This is a genomic window from Tsukamurella hominis (genome assembly GCF_965137015.1).
GTDB classification, from domain to species: domain Bacteria; phylum Actinomycetota; class Actinomycetes; order Mycobacteriales; family Mycobacteriaceae; genus Tsukamurella; species Tsukamurella hominis.
Genome location: NZ_CBCRZG010000036.1, coordinates 1 through 21,916 on the forward strand (window position 1 = coordinate 1; position 21,916 = coordinate 21,916).

Consider the following 21,916-nt stretch of genomic DNA (forward strand, 5'->3'; position numbering starts at 1 on the left):
GCAAGGACTGGCAGATCACCGATGTCGGCGGCGTCGCCGNNNGNNTACCCGGGGTGGGGGCGTCCGGTTCGGCCGCAGCGCTGGCGGGCACACCGCCGCCGACGCCGCCGACATCGGTGATCTGCCAGTCCTTGCTCTTGTCCATCGTCACGTTGTAGACGGTGACGACCTCGCGGCCGCTGCTCGCCTGCACGTTGGTCGCCTCGACCTTGACGTACGCGCTGACCTTGTAGACGGGGCCCGACTGCGAGTTGACCACGGCGTCGGTGACGGTGCCCTTGGACACCCACTGCAGCGGCTGCAGCAGCTGGTTCATCGCGCCGACGGTGGCCTCGAGCTTGGTCTTCAGTTCCGGCGAGACGCCCTTGGTCAGGGCGGCGCGCCAGGGACCGAGGTCGTGGTAGTCGAAGGTCGACGCGCCGGCGGCGTACTCCGCGGCCACCTTCTCGGCCTGTGCCTTGTCGGCCGCCTGCGCCTTCATGTCGTTGAGCTCGTTGCGCTCGCTGTTCCACAGCAGCCCGAAGACGATCGTGCCCGCGAGGAGCGCGATGATGACGACGGTGACGACGACCGTGGTGACCGTGGCCCCCGCGGTCGGGCTCCCGGCCCGGTCGCGGACGTCGGCGGCGCGGGGCGCCGGCCGCCGCCGCACGGGGGCCGTCACCTCCTCGTCGTCGGCGTCGTCCTCGTCCGCCGGGGGAGCGGGGCGCTTCGTCACGGCGGAGGCGGCGGGGGCCGCCTTCTTGGTGGTCGAGACCTTCTCAGTCGGCGCCTCGGCCCCCTCCGCGGAGGCGGCGGCCTCGTCGGCGGTGTCCTGCACGGTCTCCTCGGTCGTCGCGGCCTCGTCGGCGAGGTTCTTGTCGTCCGGGGTGGAATCAGTCACTTGTCGCGTTGCCAATCGTGTCGTGGTTCGGCCGCCGGAGCGGCCATGTGCGGCGGTCGGCCGGGCGCTACTTCTTCGGCGGGATGACCACCGTGAGGTTCGCGGCACCGTCCGAACCGACAGTGTTCAACGCCTGCGAGAGTAGCGCGGCCATGTCGATCTGGGGCATGACGTCCGTCAGGGCCTGCACCACCGGCACCAGCGGGGCGTTGATCGTGCCCAGGTTCGCGAGCAGCTTGCTGGTGTTCGGGGCGATCTTGAACAGGTTCGGGTTGACCGTCTTGACCAGCATGTCGGGACCGTTGATGCCCTTCATCAGGACGTCCAGCGCCTTGAGCATCTCGACGTCCTTCGTGACGAAGGTCCGGGTCGACGGGCCGAACTCGGCGATCGCACGGGGAAGCCAGTCCATGTCGGACTGGTAGTTCTGCGTGTTCTCCATCATCCGGCGGATGTTGGGCATCCGGGACGAGATGGTGCGGGCCAGGAGGTCACCGGCGGTCGACAGGTTCGGCAGCGCGCCCTGGGTGTTGTTCGTCGCATCCGCGAGCGTCTCGGTGATGCCGCCGAGGTCCGTCGAGTTGATGCTGCTGGTCAGCCCCGAGATCAGCTTGAAGGTCTCGGGCAGGGACAGCGGCTGCTTGATCTTCGCGGTGTCGATCGTCGCGCCGTCCGCCAGGTACGGGCCCTGCAGGTTGTCCGGGCGGAAGTCCACGTAGGGCTCACCCACGGCCGACAGCTGCTCGATGCGCAGGCCGGTGGTCGACGGGATCTTGTACTTGCCGTCGTAGCGGAAGTTCACGACGACCTTGCCGTCGCGGCGCTCGATGGTCTCGACGTTGCCGACCTTGACACCGCGCAGCAGCACCGAGGAGCCGGGGAGCAGCTGGTTCGCGTTGTCGAGCTTCATGGTGATCGTGCGGTAGTCCGCGAGCGGACGCCACTGCAGCACCGAGAACGCGATGTACGCGGTACCCAGCACCAGGACCAGCGCGAAGGTCAGGAGACTGAAGAAGGTGCTCTTTTTCACGGAACTGCTCCGACCATCCGAAGGTTGTTGACCGCCTGCCGGGCGGCCTCGGCGGTGGGGACGCCGCCGTTGGTGCCCATCTCCTTGACGTTGACCTTGGCACCACTGCCCAGGAACGGCAGGATCTTGTTCTTGAGCAGGTCTTCGAGGTTCGCGAGGTTGGCCTGGCGGCCGTTCATGTTCGGCCAGCCCGGGAACATCAGCGGCTTGATCACCCCGGCCACGACGGCCGTGCTGGTGTCGAGCAGTGGGGCGCTGAAGATCAAGGGGGAGAGCGCGTCCGACAGCCGGCTGAGCACCCGGATCGCGCCGATGGTCAGGTCCAGCGAATCGCCCAGCCAGTCGTCCTGCGGGCGCAGCAGCGCCACCAGGATGTCGTCGTTGTTGTTGACGGTGGTGACGAGGCTGCCGACCGAGGTGATCGCCTGGCTCACGTTGTCGTTCTGGCGACCCAGGTCGACCACGGTCTGCGACACCGTCTTGACCAGACCCGAGAGCTTCTGCGGGTCGGCCGGCAGGTTGTCGTTGATCCGGCTGAACGTGTCCTGCAGCTGCATCAGGCTGCCGCTGCCCAGGAAGTTCGCGAGATCGGCGAGGATGTCCTCGATCTGGGTGGGCGGCTTCGTCTGCGAGGTGGGCAGCGTGTCGCCCTCCTTCAGCGGGACGCCCGGCTTGCCCGGCGTGGTCTTGAGCGCCACGTAGGTGTCACCGAGGATCGTGTCCTGCTGTAGCGTCGCCGTGACGGTGTTCGGGACCTTGACGCCGTCCTGGATCTTGATGTCGACGACGGCCTTGTTGTCGGCCAGCGTGACCTTCTGCAGGCGGCCGGAGACGACGCCGTCGAAGACGACCCGCGCGCGGTCGGGCAGGTTCAGCACGTTCGTGAAGTCGAGGTGCACGACGTAGCCCGACCCGCCGCCCGGCTGCCCCGGAGCGGGGATCGTCGAGGGGTTGAAGCCCAGGTTGCAGCCGGCCAGCATGCTGCCGGCCGCGAGGCTCGCGACTCCCACCTGCAGGGTCCGCTTGTTCAGTGGATTGCGCATCAGTACGCCGCTCCCGTCGCGCGCAGCACCGTGGAGATCAGCTCCACGTTGACGTGGCCCGCATCGGCGACCTTGCACTGGCCCGGCGCGAACCGGTTCAGGTTGTTGCAGGTCTGAGCGGGGTTCTTGGACGGCACCAGCGCTGACGGCGGCCGGTACGTGATCTTGGTGGCCAGGGTCTTCTTGTCGACGCTCACCTGGAAGGCCCGGATCAGCGGCGGCAGGATGTTGAGCAGGTCACCGAACTGCTTGGAGGTCGCCGCGAGCAGTGTCGTGGTGGGCACCGTGACCTCGAGCAGGGGAGCGATGAACGCCCCGTACTTGTCGAAGACGGTGGCCAGCGTCTTGATCAGCGGAACGAGCTCCGGGAAGGCGTTGATACCGACGTCCACCAGCGGCTCGCCGATGTTCTTGATCCGGAACGCGTACTTCGTGAGGAAGTCGCGCATCTCGCCCCAGTTCTGGACCAGGCCGTCGGAGGCGGGGGCGAAGGCGTCGAGGATCGCCGCCACATCGCCCATGCCGGGGCCCGGGTTGCGCATGAGCTCGCCGAGCTTGTTGGTGAGCTGCGAGATCTCCGGGCCGGTGCCCTGGGTCGCCTTGTTCAGCGCGGGGATCGACGCCATCGCCTTGCGGAACTCGGTGTCGCCGCCGGCCGTGGTCAGGTCGTCGACGACCTTCGAGACGGCCTGCAGGGACTCCGTGATCGACAGCGGCGTCTTGGTGTTCGTGATGCACGTGCCGGGCTGCCACGTCGGGCCGCCCTTGTACGTCTCGAGCAGTTCGAGGCGTCGCTGCGCGACCAGCGAGTCCGCGACCGCGACGACGCCGACGTTGGTCGGCAGCTTGCGGTCCGCGGGCAGGTCGAACTCGACGCGGCTGGTCGCGCCGTTCGGCGTGATCTTGGTGATCTCGCCGATCGGGTAGCCGAACTGCGCCACCTTGCTGCCGGTGAACAGGCCGACGGAGTTGTCGAGGTCGGCGCAGTACGCCGTGGTCTTCGTCGTGAGCCCCTTGAAGGCGACACCGCCGACGACGAGTGCCGCGGTCACGAGGACCACGAAGGCGGACATGGCGCCGCGCGAAGCGAGGAACTTACGCATCAGCAGGTCACCCCCGGAGACGGAATGCAGACATTGGTGGCCAGGAAGGTCTTCTCGGACTGGTTCAGCTGGATCGTGCCGTCCGGCGCGATCGTCTTCTGCAGCCCCGCGAGCATCTCCTTGGCGTTGGCGATCGCGGGCTCGGCCTGCTTGACGACCTCGCGGGCCTTGGCCACGAGCGCGTCGAACCGGCTGGCGAGCGGGTCCACGTTGTTGAGGTACACGTTCAGCAGGGGATTGAGCCGCTGCGTGAGCTCCGTCAGACCCGTCAGGTAGGCCTGGAAACCGGAGAGGTTCACCTCCGCCGCCGCGAAGAACATGCTCATGTTCCGCATCAGCGAGAGCAGCAGGTCACCGTTCTGGTTGACCGTGGTCGAGTACTCGCCCATCACCTTCACGAAGTCGCCGGCCTGGTCCTGCTGGCGCAGGATGTTGTCGAACATCCGGTTGAACGTCGAGACGGTGTTGCGGATCGACTCCGGCTGGTCCTCGAGCGCCTGGTTCAGCTGCGACATGGATTCGCGGACCGGCGTCGCCTTGATCTTCTCGACCTTCGGCGTCGCCTGCTGGAAGGTCTCCAGGAGGCTGTAGGGCATGTTCACCCGATCACTGGGGATCGGCTTGTCGCCCAGGCTGGTCGTGCCCATCGGGGTGATCGCCATGTAGTAACCGCCGACCGTCGTGAGCATCTTCATCGCGACCGTGGAGGCGTCACCGATGAAGACGTCCTTGTCGACGCGGAACTTCACCCGGACGCGGTCGTCGAGCAGCTCCACATCGGACACCGAGCCGACGCTGATGCCGGCGACGCGCACGTCGACGCCGCTGCGCACGGCCTGCGCCTCCTTGAAGTCCGCCGAGTACTCCTTGGTGCCCGGCTGGAAGGTGAAGAGGTACCCGCAGATCAGCAGGACGATCGCGGCGATCAGGGCGCCGACGATGCCCCAGTTCAGCTGGTAGCGCCGGTCCTGCGCCGCCGTCGGCATCGGGCGGTTGAACATACTCACTTTGGATTGCATACCGTCACCTTCTGGCCTGCGACGAAGAGGTTCATCATGCCCGGCAGCTTGGCCTGGCCGTTGCTGCACGTGAGCGAGACCGCGCTGCCCGCCTGCGGCTTCGTGCCCTCGTTGAGGAGCTGGACGATGCCGGGGAGCGTGGCCAGGGAGTTGACCAGCTGCTCGGCGAGGGGCATCGCGTTGCTCACGATGGCGTCCAGCGGCGGGTTCTCACCGCGGGTGAGGCCGAGCGCGGCGAGCAGCGCGTTGGTGCGGGTGACCACGCCCGAGGTCTTGTCCGACCAGTCGCGCATGGAGTCGACGTTGCTGGCCAGCGAGCGGGCGAACAGGTCGAGCTGCTGCAGCACCTTGGTCAGGCCGGGGGAGGCCCCACCGATCGACTGGGAGACGGAGCCGAGGTTCGTGATCAGCTGCGTGAGGACCCGCTGCCGGTCGTTGGAGACCGCCATCAGCTTGTCCAGCGACTCGAGCATCGGTCCGAGGCCCTGGCCGTTGCCCTGGATGACACTGAGCACCGACTGGGTCAGGTGGTTGATGTCGTCCGCGTTGAGCGTCGAGAGCACCGGCTTGAGGCCGACGAACACCGTGGTGATGTCGAACGAGGACTGCGTGAACTTCTCCTCGATCGTGCTCCCGGCCTTGACCTGCGCCGCCGTGCTCTTCGGGTTCGGCCGGAGCTCCAGGAACCGCGAGCCGGTGAGGTTCTGGTACCGGATGGCGAGGGTGTCGTCGGCGCGGAACTTGCGGTCGTTCTGCAGCGAGAAGGTCACCGCGGCGTTGGAGATCCGGTGGTCGCTGGACTGCTCGACCTTGATGTCCTTGACCTTGCCGACCTGCACACCGAGCATGCGGACGTCGTCACCGACCTTGAGGCCCGAGACGTCCTTGAACTTGGCGTGGTACGTGCTCAGGTCGCCGTTCGGCGGGCGCGTCAGCGCCTGCATCACCAGCAGCAACAGAACGATCATCACTGCGGCGAAGGCCACGATCTTGATCGAGGTCGCCTTCATTGACTTCATGGTGGCTCAGCTCCCAGGCTTCGGGGTCGGGGCGCTCGACGGGCTGCTCGGCTTCGAGGAAGACGGTGCGCCCTGGGTCGGCGTGGCCGGCTTCGTCTCGGCCGGCTTCTCGCCCGGCTTCGGCGGGATGTACGTGAAGGACGGTGCCGGGGGCAGCATCGCTCCGATCGCGGGGAAGTCCACCGACAGCCGGAGGTTCAGGACCGGGCCGTTCGGGGTGTTCGGCATGGCCTTGCGCACGTTGTCGATCAGCTGTCCGATCTGGATGCCGACGCCCGTGGCGCTTCCGTTCGGGAAGGCGTTCAACAGCGGCAGCATCAGGTTCACCAGCATAGGGGTGGCCGTCTTGAGGCCTTCGATCGCCTTCGGGTCGAGGATCTGCTGCAGGGCGGCCGTCAGGCTGTCCTTCTCGTCCGTGATCGCGTTCATCGTGGCCTTGCCGCGGTTGACCCAGCCCTTGTCGTGCACGGGCTTGAAGTCGTAGAGCGTCTTGATGCCCGGGATGAGCGCCGACGTCGCCGCGTCCGCGTTCTGGATCGACTGCGTGATGACCGGGAAGGTCTGCGCGGTGGAGAGGCGCTGGGTGTCCTGGACCGCCTGCGCCACGCTGCCGAGAGCGGTGAACAGGGGCAGCATCGCCTTCGACGAGGCGTCGAAGTTGAGCAGGATCTGGCTCATGTGCGGGCGCAGCGCGTCGCTGTTGACGTCACCGATCGTCATGATCATGTTCGAGACGGTGTTGTCGGTGATCGGCTTGGTCGGCGCGATCTGGGCGCCTTCCTTGAGCGCCCCACCGCCGTCGTGCGGGGTGAGGATGACCTCGGAGACGCCGAAGAGGTTGCCCGCGGAGTACGCGGCCTCGAGGTTGTTGGTGAGCGACTTGCCGTCGGCCTGCGTCATGGTGACCTTGACGCCCTGCTGGCCGTTGCCCAGTGCCGAGACGCCGGTGACAGTGCCCACCTGGACGCCCTGGATCCGCACCGGTGCGCCGTCCTTGATGCCGGCGGCCACCGCGGGGGAGCGGAGCGTGAAGGAGAACTCGTCCTTGGGCCACAGGGCCTTGATCAACCAACCGACGAGCAGGATCGCGAGGATGATCGCGACCGCGATGATCCCGCGGCGCCGCAGCACCGACCGCTCGACCGACATTCCTGGTACGGAAACGACTCCCATTGGTTACCCCTTGAAGTAGACCGGGGAGGTGAAGCCCCACAGCGCGACGGTCATGACGAGGTTGAGGACGACGACGGCGACCAGACTCGCGCGGATCGCGCGGCCCGAGGCCGTACCCACGCCCTCCGGTCCGCCGGAGGCGAAGAAGCCCTGGTAGCAGTGGATGATGATGACGGCGGTCAGGAAGACGGCCACCTTGATCACCGAGAATATGATGTCCGGGCCGCTCACGAACTGACTGAAGTAGTGGTCGTAGGTGCCGGACGGCATCCCGTAGACCGACTTCACGACCCAGGCGCAGGAGACCCACGACAGGATCAGTGTGATCAGGTAGACGGGCACAACGGCGATCAGGCCCGCGAGGACGCGGGTCGTGACGACGAAGGACACCGAGCGCAGGCCGAGGGACTCGAGGGCGTCGATCTCCTCGTTGATGCGCATCGCGCCGATCTCGGCGGTCATGCGGCAGCCCGCCTGCGCGGCGAAGCCGACGCCCGCGAGCATCGGAGCGAACTCACGCGTGTTCGCGAAGGACGCGACGACCGCGGTGAGCGGGCCCATGCCGAGCATGTTGAGGATCGCGAAACCCTGCACGGCGACGATGCCGCCGACGGTGATGCCGAGGACGGCGAGCACCGGTGCGGTGCCGCCGCCGACGACGAGGGCGCCACGGCCCCACGTGATGTCGGTGAGGATCACCATGATCTGCGATCGGTAGTGCTTGATCGCGTGCGGGACGGTGCGGATCACCTCGGCCACGAAGGAGACGACGTGGCCGATGGTGTCGAAGAGGCTCCACGCGGACCCGGAGGCTCCGAACAGGTTGAAGAACCAGCGTGTGCCCCGAGGGCGGTAAACGGTTGCCATGTTTCAGCTCACCTGTTCAGGGACGGAGGCGGTCGTTGCGGCGATGCGGTGGTGCATGGTCAGCCCACCTGCGTCGAGGGTGAAAAGGGTTGTGCCCTGAGGGTTTCGGTCATCGATCAGCCCACCTGCATCGGGAAGAACATCGTGGTGACCTGCGTGATGAGCAGATTCAGGCCGAAGATGACGACGAAGGAGAGCACGACGGTGGCGTTGACGGCGTCGGCCACGCCGCGGGAGCCGCCGCGGGCCTCGAGGCCGCGCTGGCAGCCGATGATCGCGATCACCGTGCCGAAGATGACGGACTTGATCAGCGAGATCCACACGTCGATGGGGTGGGCGAACGAGCCGAAGGATAGCCAGTACGCGCCGGGGGTGACGCCCTGGCCGCCGACGGCCACCAGATAGCCGGCGATGGTGCCGACGGCGATCGCGAGGATGTTGATGAGGGGCGCGACGACCCACGCGGCGAGCAGGCGCGGCACGACGAGGCGGTTGAGGGGGTTGATGCCCATGACGCGCATGGCGTCCGTCTCCTCGCGGATGGTGCGCGCACCGAGGTCCGCCGCGATGGCGGAGGCGCCGGCACCGGCGAGGAGGAGGCCCGTCGCGATGGGGGCGCCCTGCGTGATCACGGCGAGGCCGCCCGCGGCGCCCGACAGCGAGTCGGCGCCGAGCTGGGCGATGATGTTGCCGATCTGGATCGAGATGACGATGCCGAACGGGATGGCGATCAGGACGCCGGGGAACGTGGTGACCCCGATCATGTACCAGATCTGGTTCAGCGCCTCTTTCCACTGGAGCCGTCCGCGCACCGTATCGGTGACCAGTGCGACCAGCGACATGATCAGCATGCGCACGCTCCGCCCGATCGTGCGGATCGAGTCCACGACGGTGCTGGAGAAGTTCTTGCTGATGATCGACCAGTAGGAAGGTCGCTTGGCAGGTGCGCCGCCCTGCGCAACGGATTGCGTCACCGCGAACGTCTCCTCTCGACTGTGGCCACACTGTGACCCACATACTGCGTTCTCAGGTGTATGACCGAGGACACTATAACGGACCGACGGGTGATGTGCGTCATTGGCCTGCTTCGCGGAAGCCATGTGAGCGACTCGTCAGTAACATTTGGTGGAATCGGCGGATATGGTCCATCCGCTCTGGTCAGGCAGGGTGCGCCGAAAGTGAAATCGCAAAGCGTCGGCCCGCCGGAACCGGTGGGCGGCGGGGTGCGAGTAGATTCGCACGCGTGCACATCGAGATGCTGAGCGGACCGGTCGTCGGTGCCGGCGCTGCCGGTGTCCCGATGCGGGAGTTGCTGGTAGTGGGACTGACAGCTGCAGTTGTCACATTTTTTGCAACGTCGCTGGTCCGGGTCGTCGCGACCCGGTTCGGTGCGGTCGCGGTCCCGCGCGCCCGTGACGTCCACGTCGTACCGACGCCCCGCCTCGGGGGAGTGGGCATCTACATAGGGATGGTCGCGGGCATCTTCTTGGCGGCGCAGCTGCCCGCTCTCACCCGGGGTTTCGCCTATTCCAAGGATGCGGTCGCGGTTCTCGTGGCCGGTGCCGTGATCGTCGTCGTCGGCATCATCGACGACCGTTGGGGTGTCGACGCGCTCACCAAGCTGGTGGGGCAGATCTTCGCCGCCGCGCTCCTCGTCGTCATGGGGGTGGCGTGGAACGTCGTCTACGTCCCGGGCATCAATACGACGGTGGTCCTCGACCAGTTGCAGGCGGGGCTGCTGACGGTGGTGGTCGCGGTCGCCACCGTCAACGCCATGAACTTCATCGACGGGCTCGACGGTCTCCTGGCGGGGGTGGCGGCGCTCGCGGCGCTCGCGATCCTGATCTTCTCCGTGGGGCTGATGTTCGACTCGGGCGGCGATGCGCCGTCGTATCCGCCGGCTCTCATCACCGCCGCACTCTTCGGTGCGTGCATGGGCTTCCTGCCGCACAACTTCCAGCCCGCCCGGATCTTCATGGGGGACTCGGGGTCGATGCTGCTCGGCCTCACCCTTGCGGCGGCGTCGACGTCCGCGTCGGGCCGCATCTCCCAGAACGCCTACGGCACCACCGACATCTTCGCCCTTCTGCTGCCGCTGCTGCTCGCGGTCGCGGTGATGTTCGTGCCGATGCTCGACCTGCTGCTCGCCGTCGTCCGGCGGACGCGCGCCGGAGTGCATCCGTTCACCGCCGATAAGATGCACCTGCATCACCGGCTGCTGCAGATCGGCCACAGCCAGCGCCGCGTCGTGGTGGTCATCTACCTGTGGGTGGGTGTGCTGGGCCTGAGCGCCGCGGCCTCGACGATGCTGCCGCCGGCGCTGATCGCGCCGCTATTCGGTGCGGGCCTGCTGAGCGCTCTCGTCTTCACCGTCGTGCCGCGGATCCTTCCGCGCCTGCGTGAGCGCTACTCAGAAACCGCGAGGTCAGATGCGTCGCCGAAGACGGGTGCCCGGTAACGCGGTACGGCCGTCCTGTTGTACTATCGTGTGTAGTTGAACGGCTGGATCACGGCTCGCCCCCGATGTGGGGAGTGTCCCTACTTCTTGGTAGAGTCTCAGCCAATCACAAAGAATCCGTGATGTGACCCACGCTACGGATTCGGCAGACGCCGCCCACGGTCGCCGCGAGAGCATCGCAGGAGCGACCCTGACCCCGAAGGAGGGGACATGACGACGCCGGCCCCCTCCGTCGACGGCTCGCCCACGCGCAGCGTCGTCACCTTCGTGAACCCGATCGTGATCGTGGCCGGCCTGTCGGTCATCGCCGCGGGCATCGGCACGGCCTTCGGACATCCGTGGTTCGCCGCCTGGTTCCTGCTCGGCGGTCTCATGTCGGTCCTCAATGCCAAGCTGGCGGTCCTCAAGGTGGCCACGGTCACCGCGGAGAACGAGCCCCGCAAGGCGCCCGTCGCCGTCAACTCGATGGTTCGGCTCGGCGTCGTCTCCGTCATCGCGATCGTCATCGCCTACTTCTTCCGGCCCGATGGGCTGGGCGTGATCTTCGGCCTCGCCGTCGGTCAGATCGTCCTCGTCCTGAACACCGTCATCCCCGTTCTGAAAGGGCTTCGCCAGCAGTCATGAACACCAATCTGTACGCCGAGGGCGCGATCAAGGTCGCCCACTACAAGTCGTTCGAGCTGTTCGGCATGACTTTTCACTGGGACACGATCCTGGCAACGGCCATCGCGGCGGCGATCGTTCTCATCCTGGCGTTCATCCTGAAGGCGAAGGTCACCTCGACCGGCGTGCCGAGCGGTGTGCAGCTGTTCTGGGAGGCCATCACCATCCAGCTGCGCGGCCAGATCGAGTCCGCGATCGGCATGAAGGTCGCTCCCTTCCTGCTGCCGCTGGCGATCGCGCTGTTCTCGCTGATCCTGTTCGCCAACTGGCTCGCCGTGCTGCCGCAGCAGTACACGGGTGAGGGCGGCGCCCCCACCGAGATCTTCATGCCGCCGGCCGCCGACGTCAGCTTCGTCTACGCGCTCGTGCTCGTCGTGTACCTCGGCTACCACGCGGCGGGCTTCCGCACGCACGGCATCTTCGGCTACCCGGCCAAGGTCGTCAAGGGCCACGCGCTGGGCCTGGCGCCGATCAACGTGATCGAGGAGCTCGTCTCCAAGCCGCTCTCGCTCGCGCTGCGACTCTTCGGCAACGTCTTCGCCGGCACCGTCATGGTGGCCGTGATCGCGCTGCTGCCGGCCTACATCCTCTGGTTCCCGAACTCCCTGTGGAAGTCCTTCGAGCTCTTCGTCGGTCTCATCCAGGCGTTCATCTTCTCGCTCCTGACCATCCTGTACTTCTCCACCGCGATGGAGAAGGAACACCACTGACCTGACCGCGGCCCACACGGGCCACGGCCATGAAGACCCTGGTAGGCCGACTACCAGAAACCGAAAGGGAAAAGATAAATGGATCCGAACATCGCGCAGGGTGCCCTCATCGGCGGCGGCCTGATCATGGGTGGCGGCGCCATCGGCGCCGGTATCGGTAACGGTCTCGCCGGTTCCCAGCTCGTCGCCGGCATCGCGCGGCAGCCGGAGGCCCAGGGCCGCCTGATGACCCCGTTCTTCATCACCGTTGGTCTGGTCGAGGCCGCGTACTTCATCAACCTGGCCTTCATGGCCCTGTTCGTGTTCGCGACCCCGATCTCCTAACTCGCTCGTAAGAAACGGGAACTGACGTCATGCAGCTCGCTGAGGGTAACTTCCTCCTCCCCACCGCGGGAACCTTCATCTCGTGCCTGATCATCTTCTTGATCGTGCTCGGAGTGATCTGGTTCTTCGTGGCTCCTTCCATCCAGAAGGTCCTGGACGATCGCGAAAAGATGATCAACCAGACCGCGAACGACGGTCGCGCCGCGGCCAAGGGGTTCGAGGACGCCGAGTCGGAGTACCGCGCCGGAATCGCTTCCGCACGCGGTGAGGCCGGCAGCATCCGCGACGAGGCGCGCGCCGGCGGCCGCGCCTCGATGGAGGAACAGAAGCAGCGGGCTACGGCCGAGGCGGACGCGATCACGCGGGAGAAGACCGAGCAGCTGCGCACCGCGGGCGAGTCCGCGGCCGCGGCGGCGCGCGCCGATCTCGCTCCGCTCTCGGCGTCGTTGGCGAGCCGCGTGCTCGGCTTCGACGTGACGCAGGACCCGGCCCTCAAGGCGAAGCTGGATGCACTCTCGAGCGACAAGGTGGTGAAGAACTAAATGGGTGTCTTTATCGGCAACCTGATCGCCTTCGCGGTCATCCTCTTCGTCCTGTGGAAGTTCGTCGTTCCGCCGGTGAAGCGACTCATGAAGGAGCGCCAGGACACCGTCCGGGCGCAGCTGGAGGAGTCGCGCATCGCGCAGGAGAAGCTGACCCAGGCGGGCCAGGCGGGGGAGCGCGCACGCTCCGACGCCGCCCGTGAGGGCAGCCAGATCCGCGACGAGGCCCGCGGCGACGCCGACGCGATCCGCGAGGAGCTGCGCGCGCAGACCGACCGTGAGGTCGCCCGGATCGGCGAACACGGCCAGGGTCAGGTCGCGCTCAACCGCAGCAACCTGGTGCGGGGCTTCCGCGCCGACCTCGGCACCGAGGCCGTCGATGTGGCCGGACGTCTCGTCCGTGATCACCTCAGCGTGCCCGCCAACCAGTCCGCGTCCGTCGACCGCGCGCTCACCGAGCTCGAGTCCATGACGGAGGGCGCCGACGAGGTCCGCGTCACCGAGGCGGACCGGGTCGGCACGCGCTCGCTGCGCGCCTCGAGCCGCGAGGCCCTGCGCCAGCTGGCCGCCGGCTTCGACCAGCGCACCGCCGGCACCGACGAGGCCGCGCTGGCCCGCGTCGCCGACGACCTGGCCGACGTCGTCAACGTCCTGAACGAGCAGCCCGTGCTGCGCAAGCACCTCGCCGAGTCGGCCGAGGCCCCCGAGGCCAAGCGCACGCTCGTCGCGAATCTCTTCGGCGGCAAGATCAGCGCCGAGGCCACCGACTTCGTGCAGGACGCCGCAGCGGCGAAGTGGTCGGCTCCCGCCGACTTCGTGACCGCGGTCGAGCGCCAGGCGCGCGTGGCCGTGCTGCTGGGCGCCGAGCGCGCCGGCAAGCTCGACGAGACCGAGGACCAGCTGTTCCGCGCGGGACGCATCCTCGAGGGCGAGCCCGAGCTCACGGCGGCACTGTCCGACACCCGCGCTCCGGCCGCTGCCCGTATCGCGCTGCTGGACAAGGTCTTCGGCGGCAAGGTGAACGACTTCACCGCGGCGCTGCTGCGCCAGACGGTGCGCCTCGTGCGCGTCGGCCGCGTGGACGCCGCCGTCGCGTCGATCGCCGACCTGGCGGCCGCCCGTCGCGGCGAGTCCGTCGCGGTGGTCGAGTCGGCGGTCGCCCTGACCGATGAGCAGAAGACCCGCACCGCGGATCTGCTCGCCCGCATCTACCAGCGCAGGATCGCGGTCCAGACCGAGGTCGTCGCCGAGCTCCTGGGCGGCCTGCGCATCACGGTGGGCAACGAGGTCATCGAGGCCGACATCGCGTCGCGGCTCGACAAGGCCGCCGAACAGCTGCCCCGCTAACACACACAAACTTCCACCCAGAACACAAAAGAGGGAAACGAGTACTCATGGCTGAGTTGACGATCTCAACCGACGACGTCAAGGGCGCGATCGAGCAGTACGTCTCGACGTTCGAGGCCGACGCCTCCCGCGAGGAGATCGGCACCGTCTCCGACACCGCCGACGGCATCGCCCACGTGACCGGTCTCCCCGGCGCGATGGCGAATGAGCTGCTCGAGTTCCCCGGTGGGGTTCTCGGCGTGGCCCTGAACCTCGACGAGGACGAGATCGGCGCCGTCATCCTCGGTAACTACGAGTCGCTCGAGGAGGGCCAGCAGGTCCGCCGCACCGGCGACGTGCTGTCCGTGCCCGTGGGCGACAAGTTCCTCGGCCGCGTGGTCAACCCGCTCGGCCAGCCGATCGACGGCCTGGGCGACATCGAGGCCGAGGAGCAGCGCGTCCTCGAGCTGCAGGCCGCCACCGTGCTCGAGCGCCAGCCGGTCGAGGAGTCCCTCGCCACCGGCATCAAGGCCATCGACGCGATGACCGCCATCGGCCGCGGCCAGCGCCAGCTGGTGATCGGAGACCGCAAGACCGGTAAGACCGCGGTCTGCGTCGACACCATCCTCAACCAGAAGTCCAACTGGGAGACCGGCGATCCGACCAAGCAGGTCCGCTGCATCTACGTCGCCATCGGCCAGAAGGGCTCGACGATCGCCGGCGTGAAGGCCGCGCTCGACGAGGCCGGCGCCATGGAGTACACGACCATCGTCGCGGCCCCCGCGTCCGACTCGGCCGGCTTCAAGTGGCTCGCCCCCTACACCGGTTCGGCCATCGGCCAGCACTGGATGTACCAGGGCAAGCACGTCCTCATCGTCTTCGACGACCTGTCCAAGCAGGCCGAGGCGTACCGCGCCATCTCGCTGCTGCTGCGCCGCCCGCCGGGCCGCGAGGCCTACCCCGGCGACGTCTTCTACCTGCACTCCCGCCTGCTGGAGCGTTCGGCGAAGCTGTCCGACGCCCTCGGCGGCGGTTCGATGACGGCGCTGCCGATCATCGAGACCAAGGCCAACGACGTCTCGGCGTTCATCCCGACCAACGTCATCTCGATCACCGACGGCCAGGTCTTCCTCGAGTCCGACCTGTTCAACAAGGGCGTCCGCCCCGCGATCAACGTCGGTACCTCGGTGTCCCGCGTCGGTGGCGCCGCGCAGACCAAGGGCCTCAAGAAGGTTTCGGGCTCGCTGCGTCTGGAGCTCGCGCAGTTCCGTGAGCTGGAGGCCTTCTCGGCCTTCGCCTCGGACCTCGACGACGCCTCGAAGGCGCAGCTGGCGCGCGGTGCCCGCTGGGTCGAGCTGCTCAAGCAGGATCAGTACAGCCCGTCGTCGGTCGAGGACGAGATCGTCTCGATCTACCTGTGCGGCGAGGGCCACTACGACTCGGTGCCCGTCGAGGACGTGCGCCGCTTCGACGGTGAGCTGCTGAGCCACCTGCACCACGCGGCGGCCGGCGTGTACGAGTCGATCGCGGGCGGCAAGGTCCTCGAGAAGGACCAGGCGGAGATCCTCGTCGCCGAGACCAACCGCTTCAAGCAGAGCTTCCTCGCCTCCGACGGCTCGCGCGTGGTCAACGAGGCCGAGGCCGGCGCCCTGCCCGCCGAGGACGTCGAGCACGAGACGATCAAGGTCAAGCGCAATGGCTAGTATCCGAGAGCTGCGCTCGCGGATCCGTTCGGTCAACTCGACCAAGAAGATCACCAAGGCGCAGGAACTGATCGCGACGTCGCGGATCACCAAGGCGCAGGCCCGGGTCGCGGCCGCCAAGCCGTACGCCGAGGAGATGACCTCGGTGCTGTCGGAGCTGGCGAGCAAGTCCGGTTCGCTGGATCACCCGCTCCTCACCGAGCGGCCGAACCCGAAGCGCGCCGCGATCCTCGTCGTCTCGTCCGACCGCGGCATGTGCGGCGGCTACAACTCCAACGTGCTGCGGGAGACGCGTGAGCTGATCCAGCTGCTCAAGGACGAGGGCAAGGAGCCCGTGCTCTACGTCATGGGCCAGAAGGGGCTGGACTACTTCCGGTTCCGCGGGCAGGACGTGGCGGGCGCGTGGACCGGCTTCTCGCAGCAGCCGCACCACTCGGACGCCACCGCCGCGACCGAGACGCTGGTGAAGCTGTTCGAGACCGGCTCGCAGGAGTACGTGACCATCGACGGTGTCGAGACGCACGGCGTCGACGAGCTGCACCTCGTGTACACGCGCTTCGTGTCGATGCTGTCGCAGAACCCCGAGGTGCGCCGCATGGCTCCGCTCGTGGTCGAGGAGAGCGACGGCACGTCGAGCGACACCGAGGCCGCCGCCCGCAACTTCACCTTCGAGCCGAGCGCGGACAGCCTGCTGTCGGCGCTGCTGCCCAAGTACGTCGCCACCCGCGTCTTCGCGGCCCTGCTCGACTCGGCCGCGTCGGAGAACGCGGCCCGTCGTACGGCCATGAAGGCGGCCACCGACAACGCCAACGAGCTGGCCGTCTCGCTCTCGCGCGAGGCCAACCAGCTGCGTCAGGCGCAGATCACCCAGGAAATCAGCGAAATCGTCGGTGGCGCCGGCGCCCTCGCGAACTAGAAACCGGAAAGCAGACACATGACTACAGCAACCCAGCCCGCGTCGGCGGGCACCGCTGCGGCCACCGGTCGCGTGACGCGGGTCATCGGCCCGGTCGTCGACATCGAGTTCCCGCGCGGCGCCGTTCCCGACCTGTTCAACGCGCTGAAGGCGGAGATCACCCTTCCCTCGGTCGCCAAGACGCTGACCCTCGAGGTCGCGCAGCACCTCGGCGACAACATCGTGCGCGCCATCTCGATGCAGCCCACCGACGGCCTGGTCCGCGGCACCGACGTGACGGACTCGGGCTACCCGATCCGCGTGCCCGTCGGCGACGTCGTCAAGGGCCACGTCTTCAACGCCCTGGGCGACTGCCTGGACACCCCCGGACTCGGCCGCGACGGCGAGCAGTGGGGCATCCACCGCAAGCCCCCGGCCTTCGATCAGCTCGAGGGCAAGACCGAGATCCTGGAGACGGGCATCAAGGTCATCGACCTCCTGACCCCGTACGTCAAGGGCGGCAAGATCGGTCTGTTCGGTGGTGCCGGTGTCGGCAAGACCGTTCTGATCCAGGAGATGATCACCCGTATCGCGCGCGAGTTCTCGGGCACCTCGGTGTTCGCGGGCGTCGGCGAGCGTACCCGTGAGGGCACCGACCTCCACCTCGAGATGGAGGAGATGGGCGTGCTGCAGGACACCGCCTTGGTGTTCGGCCAGATGGACGAGCCGCCGGGGACGCGTATGCGCGTCGCCCTCTCGGCCCTGACCATGGCCGAGTACTTCCGCGATGTCCAGCACCAGGACGTGCTGCTGTTCGTCGACAACATCTTCCGCTTCACGCAGGCGGGCTCCGAGGTCTCGACCCTGCTGGGTCGTATGCCCTCCGCCGTGGGTTACCAGCCCACCCTGGCCGACGAGATGGGCGAGCTCCAGGAGCGCATCACCTCGACCAAGGGCCGGTCGATCACCTCGCTGCAGGCCATCTACGTGCCCGCCGACGACTACACCGACCCGGCGCCGGCCACCACCTTCGCGCACCTCGATGCGACCACCGAGCTCTCGCGTCCGATCTCGCAGCTGGGTATCTACCCCGCCGTGGATCCGCTGACGTCGACCTCGCGCATCCTCGAGGCGTCGATCGTGGGCGACGAGCACTTCCGCGTCGCCAACGAGGTCAAGCGCATTCTGCAGAAGTACAAGGAGCTGCAGGACATCATCGCCATCCTCGGTATGGACGAGCTCTCGGAAGAGGACAAGGTCACGGTGCAGCGCGCTCGCCGTCTCCAGAAGTTCCTCGGCCAGAACTTCATCGTCGCCGAGAAGTTCACGGGCGAGAAGGGCTCCGTCGTGCCGCTGGCCGACACCATCGAGGCCTTCGACCGCGTGTGCAAGGGCGAGTTCGATCACCTGCCCGAGCAGGCGTTCAACAGCTGCGGTGGTCTCGACGACGTCGAGGCGGCCGCGAAGAAGATCGCCGGAAAGTAGTTTCCAGTGGCTGACACGGCGTTTCAGGTTGAGGTCGTCTCCGTCGAGGAGCGGCTGTGGTCGGGCGAGGCGACGTTCGTCATCGCCCAGACCACGGAGGGTGAGCTGGGTGTCCTGGCTCATCACGAGCCGCTGTTCGGCCAGCTCACCACGGGTGGCGCGGTCGCCATCGACACGGTGGGCGGCGAGCGACTGGCCGCGGCGATCCGCGGCGGCTTCCTCTCGGTGACCGGCGAGAAGGTCACCGTGCTGGCGGACGGGGCCGAATGGGCCGCGTCGCTGGACGAGGCCGAGGTCCGGCGCTCCCTCGAGGCGGCGGCGGACGGATCCGACGAGCAGGCGGTCGCGCACGGGCAACTGCGCGCGATCGAGTTCCTCGCGGGTAAGTAACATAGGAGCAGCAGCGTGAAAGCCGGTGGCCCGGTGATAACGGGCCACCGGCTTTCCTGCTATCCGGGCACGGAGCGGTGAGGAGCGGATGATGGGCGTAGCGGTCTTCGTCGCGGTGATCGCCGTCCTCGTGCTGCTCGCCGTCGCCGCGGTCGTCGCCCTGCGCTTCTACAGCCTCCGCGTCGCGGGTGTGCCGATCATCCTGCGGTACCTGCCGGCGCAGGGGGAGCACGGGTGGCGCCATGGCACCCTCCGCTACGACGATCACGAGCTCAAGTACTACCGGCTCTCCAGCGTGCGCCTCGGTCCCAGCTGGACGCTGCCGCGCAGTGGGACGGAGATCGTCGGGCGTCGCGCGCCCCACGGCACCGAACTCGACGTCATCGATCCCGACATGGTGATCGTCCACGCCGTCACTCCCGGCGGGGAGACGGAGCTCGCTTTCGCGCGGGACGGCCTGACGGCCTTCCAATCCTGGCTGGAATCGCGGCCCAGCCCGCGCCGCCAGCGTCCCTAGTCGCGGTCAGCGCTCGCCGCCGGGCTTCCACAGCACGTCGCCCCCGGGGTTCGCGACCCGCGACAGGATGAACAACAGGTCCGAGAGCCGGTTGAGGTACTTCGCCGGCAGCACCGAGACCGTCTCCCCGTGCTCGCGGACCGCGTCCCACGCCGCCCGCTCCGCTCGGCGCACGACGGTTCGTGCCAGGTGCAGGTACGCCGCCAGGGGAGTGCCGCCCGGCAGGACGAACGAGTCCAGCTTGGGCAGGTCCTCGTTGAACTCGTCGCACCACGCTTCGAGCCGGTCGATGTAGTCGCCGGTCACGCGGAGCGGTGGGTACTCCGGATCCTGTACGACGGGGTTCGACAGGTCCGCGCCCACGTCGAAGAGCTCGTTCTGGATCCGGAGCAGGACGGCCCGTAGCTCGGGACCGGGATCTCCGACGGTGACCGCGAGCCCGAGGGCGGCGTTCGCCTCGTCGCAATCCGCGTACGCCCGCAGCCGTGCATCGGATTTCGTGACCCGCGAGAAGTCCCCGAGTCCGGTGGTTCCGTCGTCGCCGGTGCGGGTGTAGATGCGGGTGAGGTGGACAGCCATGGTCACAGGCTGTCACAGGCCCGGGCGGTGTGCCATAGGCTGACCGGTGTGGGTGAGAAGTTTCTGGTGCATGGTGGAGCCCGGCTGACGGGCGAGGTCACCGTGGGTGGCGCGAAGAACAGCGTCCTGAAGTTGATGGCGGCCACGTTGCTCGCCGAGGGCACGTCGGTCCTGACGAACTGTCCCGAGATCCTCGACGTGCCGCTCATGGCGGACGTCCTGCGGGGTCTCGGTGCGGAGGTCGAGCTCGAGGGCGATACGGCGAGGATCACCACGCCGGCGGTGCTCAACCATCGCGCCGACTTCGACGCGGTCAAGCAGTTCCGCGCCTCGGTCTGTGTGCTGGGGCCGCTCATGGCGCGTGAGCGCCGCGCGGTGGTGGCACTTCCGGGTGGCGACGCGATCGGCTCCCGGCCGCTCGACATGCACCAGTCGGGCCTGCGCGCGCTCGGCGCCACGAGTTCCATCGAGCACGGTTGCGTTGTCGCGCAGGCGGATTCGCTCACCGGTGCCGAGATCACGCTGGAGTTCCCCTCGGTGGGCGCCACCGAGAACATCCTGATGGCGGCGGTGCTGGCGTCGGGCCTGACGGTGATCAGCAATGTCGCGCGGGAGCCCGAGATCGTCGATCTGTGCGCGATGCTGGTGCAGATGGGTGCCGATATCGAGGGGATCGGGACCGACACCCTGATGGTGCGTGGGGTGGAGAAGCTCCACCCCACGGAGCACCGGGTGATCGGTGACCGCATCGTCGCGGCGACGTGGGGCTTCGCCGCGGTGATGACCCGCGGGGACATCACCGTCAACGGGGTGGCCCCCGAGACGCTGGGCGTCGTGCTCCAGAAGTTGCAGGACGCCGGCGCGACGGTGACCGAGCGTGCGGACGGTTTCCGCATCGCGTCGCCGGAGCGACCCCACGCGGTGAACGTCGCGACCCTGCCGTTCCCGGGGTTCCCGACCGACCTGCAGCCGATGGCGATCGGTATGGCGTGCGTCGCCGACGGGACGTCGATGATCACGGAGAACGTCTTCGAGGCGCGGTTCCGCTTCGTCGAGGAGATGGTGCGGCTCGGTGCGGACGCCCGGACCGACGGGCATCACGCTGTCATCAGGGGAGTGGAGCAGCTCTCGAGCGCACCGGTCTGGTCGACCGACATCCGCGCCGGAGTGGGCCTGGTGCTCGCCGGCCTCTGCGCCGACGGGGTGACCGAGGTGCACGACGTCTTCCACATCGACCGCGGCTATCCGAACTTCGTCGGGAACGTGACCGCGCTCGGCGGGCAGATCGAACGCGTCTCCTGACGGACCGGATCGGTGGGACCACCTGCCGATTTGTGTTCCGAGTTCGACGTGTGTAACTTATATCGAGTCAGCAGCGCCCAGGCGCCGCCCGGCAAGGCCCACAGCAGTCCAATGAATCTGGATCTCGACGCGCCGCCGGAAGTTCGGAAACCGGGATGATCCGCAAGGATCGTCGCGCTGACCGCCACGGAAGAGAAACCTTCTCCTCGATCGCGCTCTGCACGATCGTGTGGTTCCTCCATGTGGTGACCGGTTCGGAACGCCGAATCGCGGCCCGCGAGAGCGAGTTGCGAACGAAATTCCGATCTGCTAAGCTAGAACGGTTGCTCCGAGCAGCCAGCCCCACGAAAGAACATCACTTTCGAGCGCCCAGCGCGGTCGAGAGTAGTTCGACGTGCGGTTGTGCGGTTCGAAGTGCTTCCGAGAGTGGCCCGCGAGAGCGAGTTGCACACGGAAATCCGATCTGCTAAGCTTGAACGGTTGCTCCGAGCGGGTGAGGCCAGTGAGTTTGACTGGTTGATGCTGCTTAGAGTAGCATGGACTGCCTGCGAAGGTGCGGTTCACACGGAAAGTTTGATTGTGTGGGCGGCCGCGTTTGGCGTGTTCTTTGAGAACTCAACAGTGTGTCGATGAAATTGTCAGTGCCAAAATTTTTTGGCACGCATGGACAATCAAATTACTTGGTTGTTTGTGTTGTGGCTTTTCTCGTTTATTTCTTTGCGAGATGTATTTCTGGAATCATTGATTATTTGTCAGTGGTTTCGTTTTGTTCAGGATTTCCTGATTATGCTGAAACCTTGTGTTTCTAGTGTTTTTTATGGAGAGTTTGATCCTGGCTCAGGACGAACGCTGGCGGCGTGCTTAACACATGCAAGTCGAACGGTA

21 protein-coding genes and 1 rRNA gene are annotated in these 21,916 nt (G+C 67.1%); 13 read left to right on the plus strand and 9 right to left on the minus strand.

Features of this window, described 5'->3' with window-relative positions:
* Positions 1-950: 950 nt before the first annotated feature.
* The 8 genes from ACM9LD_RS24240 to ACM9LD_RS24275 all read right to left on the minus strand — a co-directional run bounded on the left by ACM9LD_RS24240 (position 951) and on the right by ACM9LD_RS24275 (position 9,111).
* A complete protein-coding gene (locus ACM9LD_RS24240; RefSeq protein WP_415679073.1) occupies positions 951-1,913 on the minus strand; it encodes an MlaD family protein in 963 nt (320 codons plus the stop codon).
* Positions 1,910-2,956 (minus strand): MlaD family protein, encoded by a 1,047-nt coding sequence (locus ACM9LD_RS24245; RefSeq protein WP_415679074.1) that lies wholly within the window; start codon positions 2,954-2,956, stop codon positions 1,910-1,912. The genes ACM9LD_RS24240 and ACM9LD_RS24245 overlap by 4 nt, the downstream gene beginning before the upstream one ends.
* Positions 2,956-4,059, minus strand: a complete 1,104-nt coding sequence (locus tag ACM9LD_RS24250) for an MlaD family protein (protein ID WP_415679075.1) — start codon at positions 4,057-4,059, stop codon at positions 2,956-2,958. The genes ACM9LD_RS24245 and ACM9LD_RS24250 overlap by 1 nt, the downstream gene beginning before the upstream one ends.
* The gene (locus ACM9LD_RS24255) at positions 4,059-5,078 is read right to left on the minus strand and encodes an MlaD family protein (RefSeq protein WP_415679076.1); all 1,020 of its coding nucleotides are present in this window, start codon (positions 5,076-5,078) and stop codon (positions 4,059-4,061) included. The genes ACM9LD_RS24250 and ACM9LD_RS24255 overlap by 1 nt, the downstream gene beginning before the upstream one ends.
* Positions 5,063-6,088 carry an MCE family protein gene (locus tag ACM9LD_RS24260; RefSeq protein ID WP_415679077.1) on the minus strand — a complete coding sequence of 342 codons (1,026 nt, stop codon included), beginning with the start codon at positions 6,086-6,088 and terminating at the stop codon, positions 5,063-5,065. Before ACM9LD_RS24260 ends, ACM9LD_RS24255 begins: the two co-directional genes overlap by 16 nt.
* A gap of 15 nt (positions 6,089-6,103) precedes the next feature.
* Complete coding sequence (locus tag ACM9LD_RS24265) at positions 6,104-7,246, minus strand: MlaD family protein (RefSeq protein WP_415679078.1); 1,143 nt, start codon at positions 7,244-7,246, stop codon at positions 6,104-6,106.
* Positions 7,247-7,273: 27 nt separating this feature from the next.
* Entirely contained in the window at positions 7,274-8,137 is an 864-nt protein-coding gene (locus ACM9LD_RS24270; RefSeq protein WP_415679079.1) for an ABC transporter permease, read from the minus strand.
* Positions 8,138-8,253: 116 nt separating this feature from the next.
* On the minus strand, positions 8,254-9,111 hold the full coding sequence (locus tag ACM9LD_RS24275) for an MlaE family ABC transporter permease (protein ID WP_415679080.1): 858 nt from the start codon (positions 9,109-9,111) through the stop codon (positions 8,254-8,256).
* A 281-nt stretch (positions 9,112-9,392) separates the two neighbouring features.
* Between ACM9LD_RS24275 and ACM9LD_RS24280 the strand changes: the two genes are divergently transcribed.
* From ACM9LD_RS24280 to ACM9LD_RS24330, 11 genes are all read left to right on the plus strand, one after another.
* Positions 9,393-10,595 carry a glycosyltransferase family 4 protein gene (locus ACM9LD_RS24280; RefSeq protein ID WP_415679092.1) on the plus strand — a complete coding sequence of 401 codons (1,203 nt, stop codon included), beginning with the start codon at positions 9,393-9,395 and terminating at the stop codon, positions 10,593-10,595.
* 210 nt (positions 10,596-10,805) lie between these two features.
* Positions 10,806-11,219, plus strand: coding sequence for an ATP synthase subunit I (locus ACM9LD_RS24285; protein ID WP_415679081.1), 414 nt, complete (start codon positions 10,806-10,808; stop codon positions 11,217-11,219).
* Positions 11,216-11,968 carry a F0F1 ATP synthase subunit A gene (atpB, locus tag ACM9LD_RS24290; protein WP_415679082.1) on the plus strand — a complete coding sequence of 251 codons (753 nt, stop codon included), beginning with the start codon at positions 11,216-11,218 and terminating at the stop codon, positions 11,966-11,968. Before ACM9LD_RS24285 ends, atpB begins: the two co-directional genes overlap by 4 nt.
* Positions 11,969-12,046: 78 nt before the next feature.
* Positions 12,047-12,292: a F0F1 ATP synthase subunit C gene (locus ACM9LD_RS24295; protein WP_013125919.1), complete on the plus strand. Its 246-nt coding sequence runs from the start codon at positions 12,047-12,049 to the stop codon at positions 12,290-12,292.
* A 29-nt stretch (positions 12,293-12,321) separates the two neighbouring features.
* Positions 12,322-12,834 (plus strand): F0F1 ATP synthase subunit B, encoded by a 513-nt coding sequence (locus ACM9LD_RS24300; protein WP_415679083.1) that lies wholly within the window; start codon positions 12,322-12,324, stop codon positions 12,832-12,834.
* Positions 12,835-14,181, plus strand: coding sequence for a F0F1 ATP synthase subunit B/delta (locus ACM9LD_RS24305; RefSeq protein ID WP_415679084.1), 1,347 nt, complete (start codon positions 12,835-12,837; stop codon positions 14,179-14,181).
* 47 nt (positions 14,182-14,228) lie between these two features.
* Positions 14,229-15,863, plus strand: coding sequence for a F0F1 ATP synthase subunit alpha (atpA, locus tag ACM9LD_RS24310; protein ID WP_415679085.1), 1,635 nt, complete (start codon positions 14,229-14,231; stop codon positions 15,861-15,863).
* The gene (locus ACM9LD_RS24315; RefSeq protein WP_415679086.1) at positions 15,856-16,779 is read left to right on the plus strand and encodes a F0F1 ATP synthase subunit gamma; all 924 of its coding nucleotides are present in this window, start codon (positions 15,856-15,858) and stop codon (positions 16,777-16,779) included. Before atpA ends, ACM9LD_RS24315 begins: the two co-directional genes overlap by 8 nt.
* An 18-nt stretch (positions 16,780-16,797) precedes the next feature.
* Positions 16,798-18,243, plus strand: coding sequence for a F0F1 ATP synthase subunit beta (atpD, locus tag ACM9LD_RS24320; RefSeq protein WP_415679087.1), 1,446 nt, complete (start codon positions 16,798-16,800; stop codon positions 18,241-18,243).
* Between the two features lie 6 nt (positions 18,244-18,249).
* Positions 18,250-18,633, plus strand: a complete 384-nt coding sequence (locus tag ACM9LD_RS24325) for a F0F1 ATP synthase subunit epsilon (RefSeq protein WP_415679088.1) — start codon at positions 18,250-18,252, stop codon at positions 18,631-18,633.
* 91 nt (positions 18,634-18,724) lie between these two features.
* Positions 18,725-19,150 (plus strand): DUF2550 domain-containing protein, encoded by a 426-nt coding sequence (locus ACM9LD_RS24330; RefSeq protein WP_415679089.1) that lies wholly within the window; start codon positions 18,725-18,727, stop codon positions 19,148-19,150.
* Positions 19,151-19,156: 6 nt separating this feature from the next.
* Here the strand turns inward: ACM9LD_RS24330 and ACM9LD_RS24335 are convergent, their stop codons facing one another.
* Complete coding sequence (locus ACM9LD_RS24335) at positions 19,157-19,729, minus strand: cob(I)yrinic acid a,c-diamide adenosyltransferase (RefSeq protein WP_415679090.1); 573 nt, start codon at positions 19,727-19,729, stop codon at positions 19,157-19,159.
* 48 nt (positions 19,730-19,777) lie between these two features.
* Here ACM9LD_RS24335 and murA point away from each other — a divergent pair, with 48 nt between their 5' ends.
* Both murA and ACM9LD_RS24345 read left to right on the plus strand, forming a co-directional pair.
* Positions 19,778-21,031 (plus strand): UDP-N-acetylglucosamine 1-carboxyvinyltransferase, encoded by a 1,254-nt coding sequence (gene murA, locus ACM9LD_RS24340; RefSeq protein WP_415679091.1) that lies wholly within the window; start codon positions 19,778-19,780, stop codon positions 21,029-21,031.
* A gap of 814 nt (positions 21,032-21,845) precedes the next feature.
* Positions 21,846-21,916, plus strand: a 16S ribosomal RNA gene (locus ACM9LD_RS24345); the annotation flags it as partial.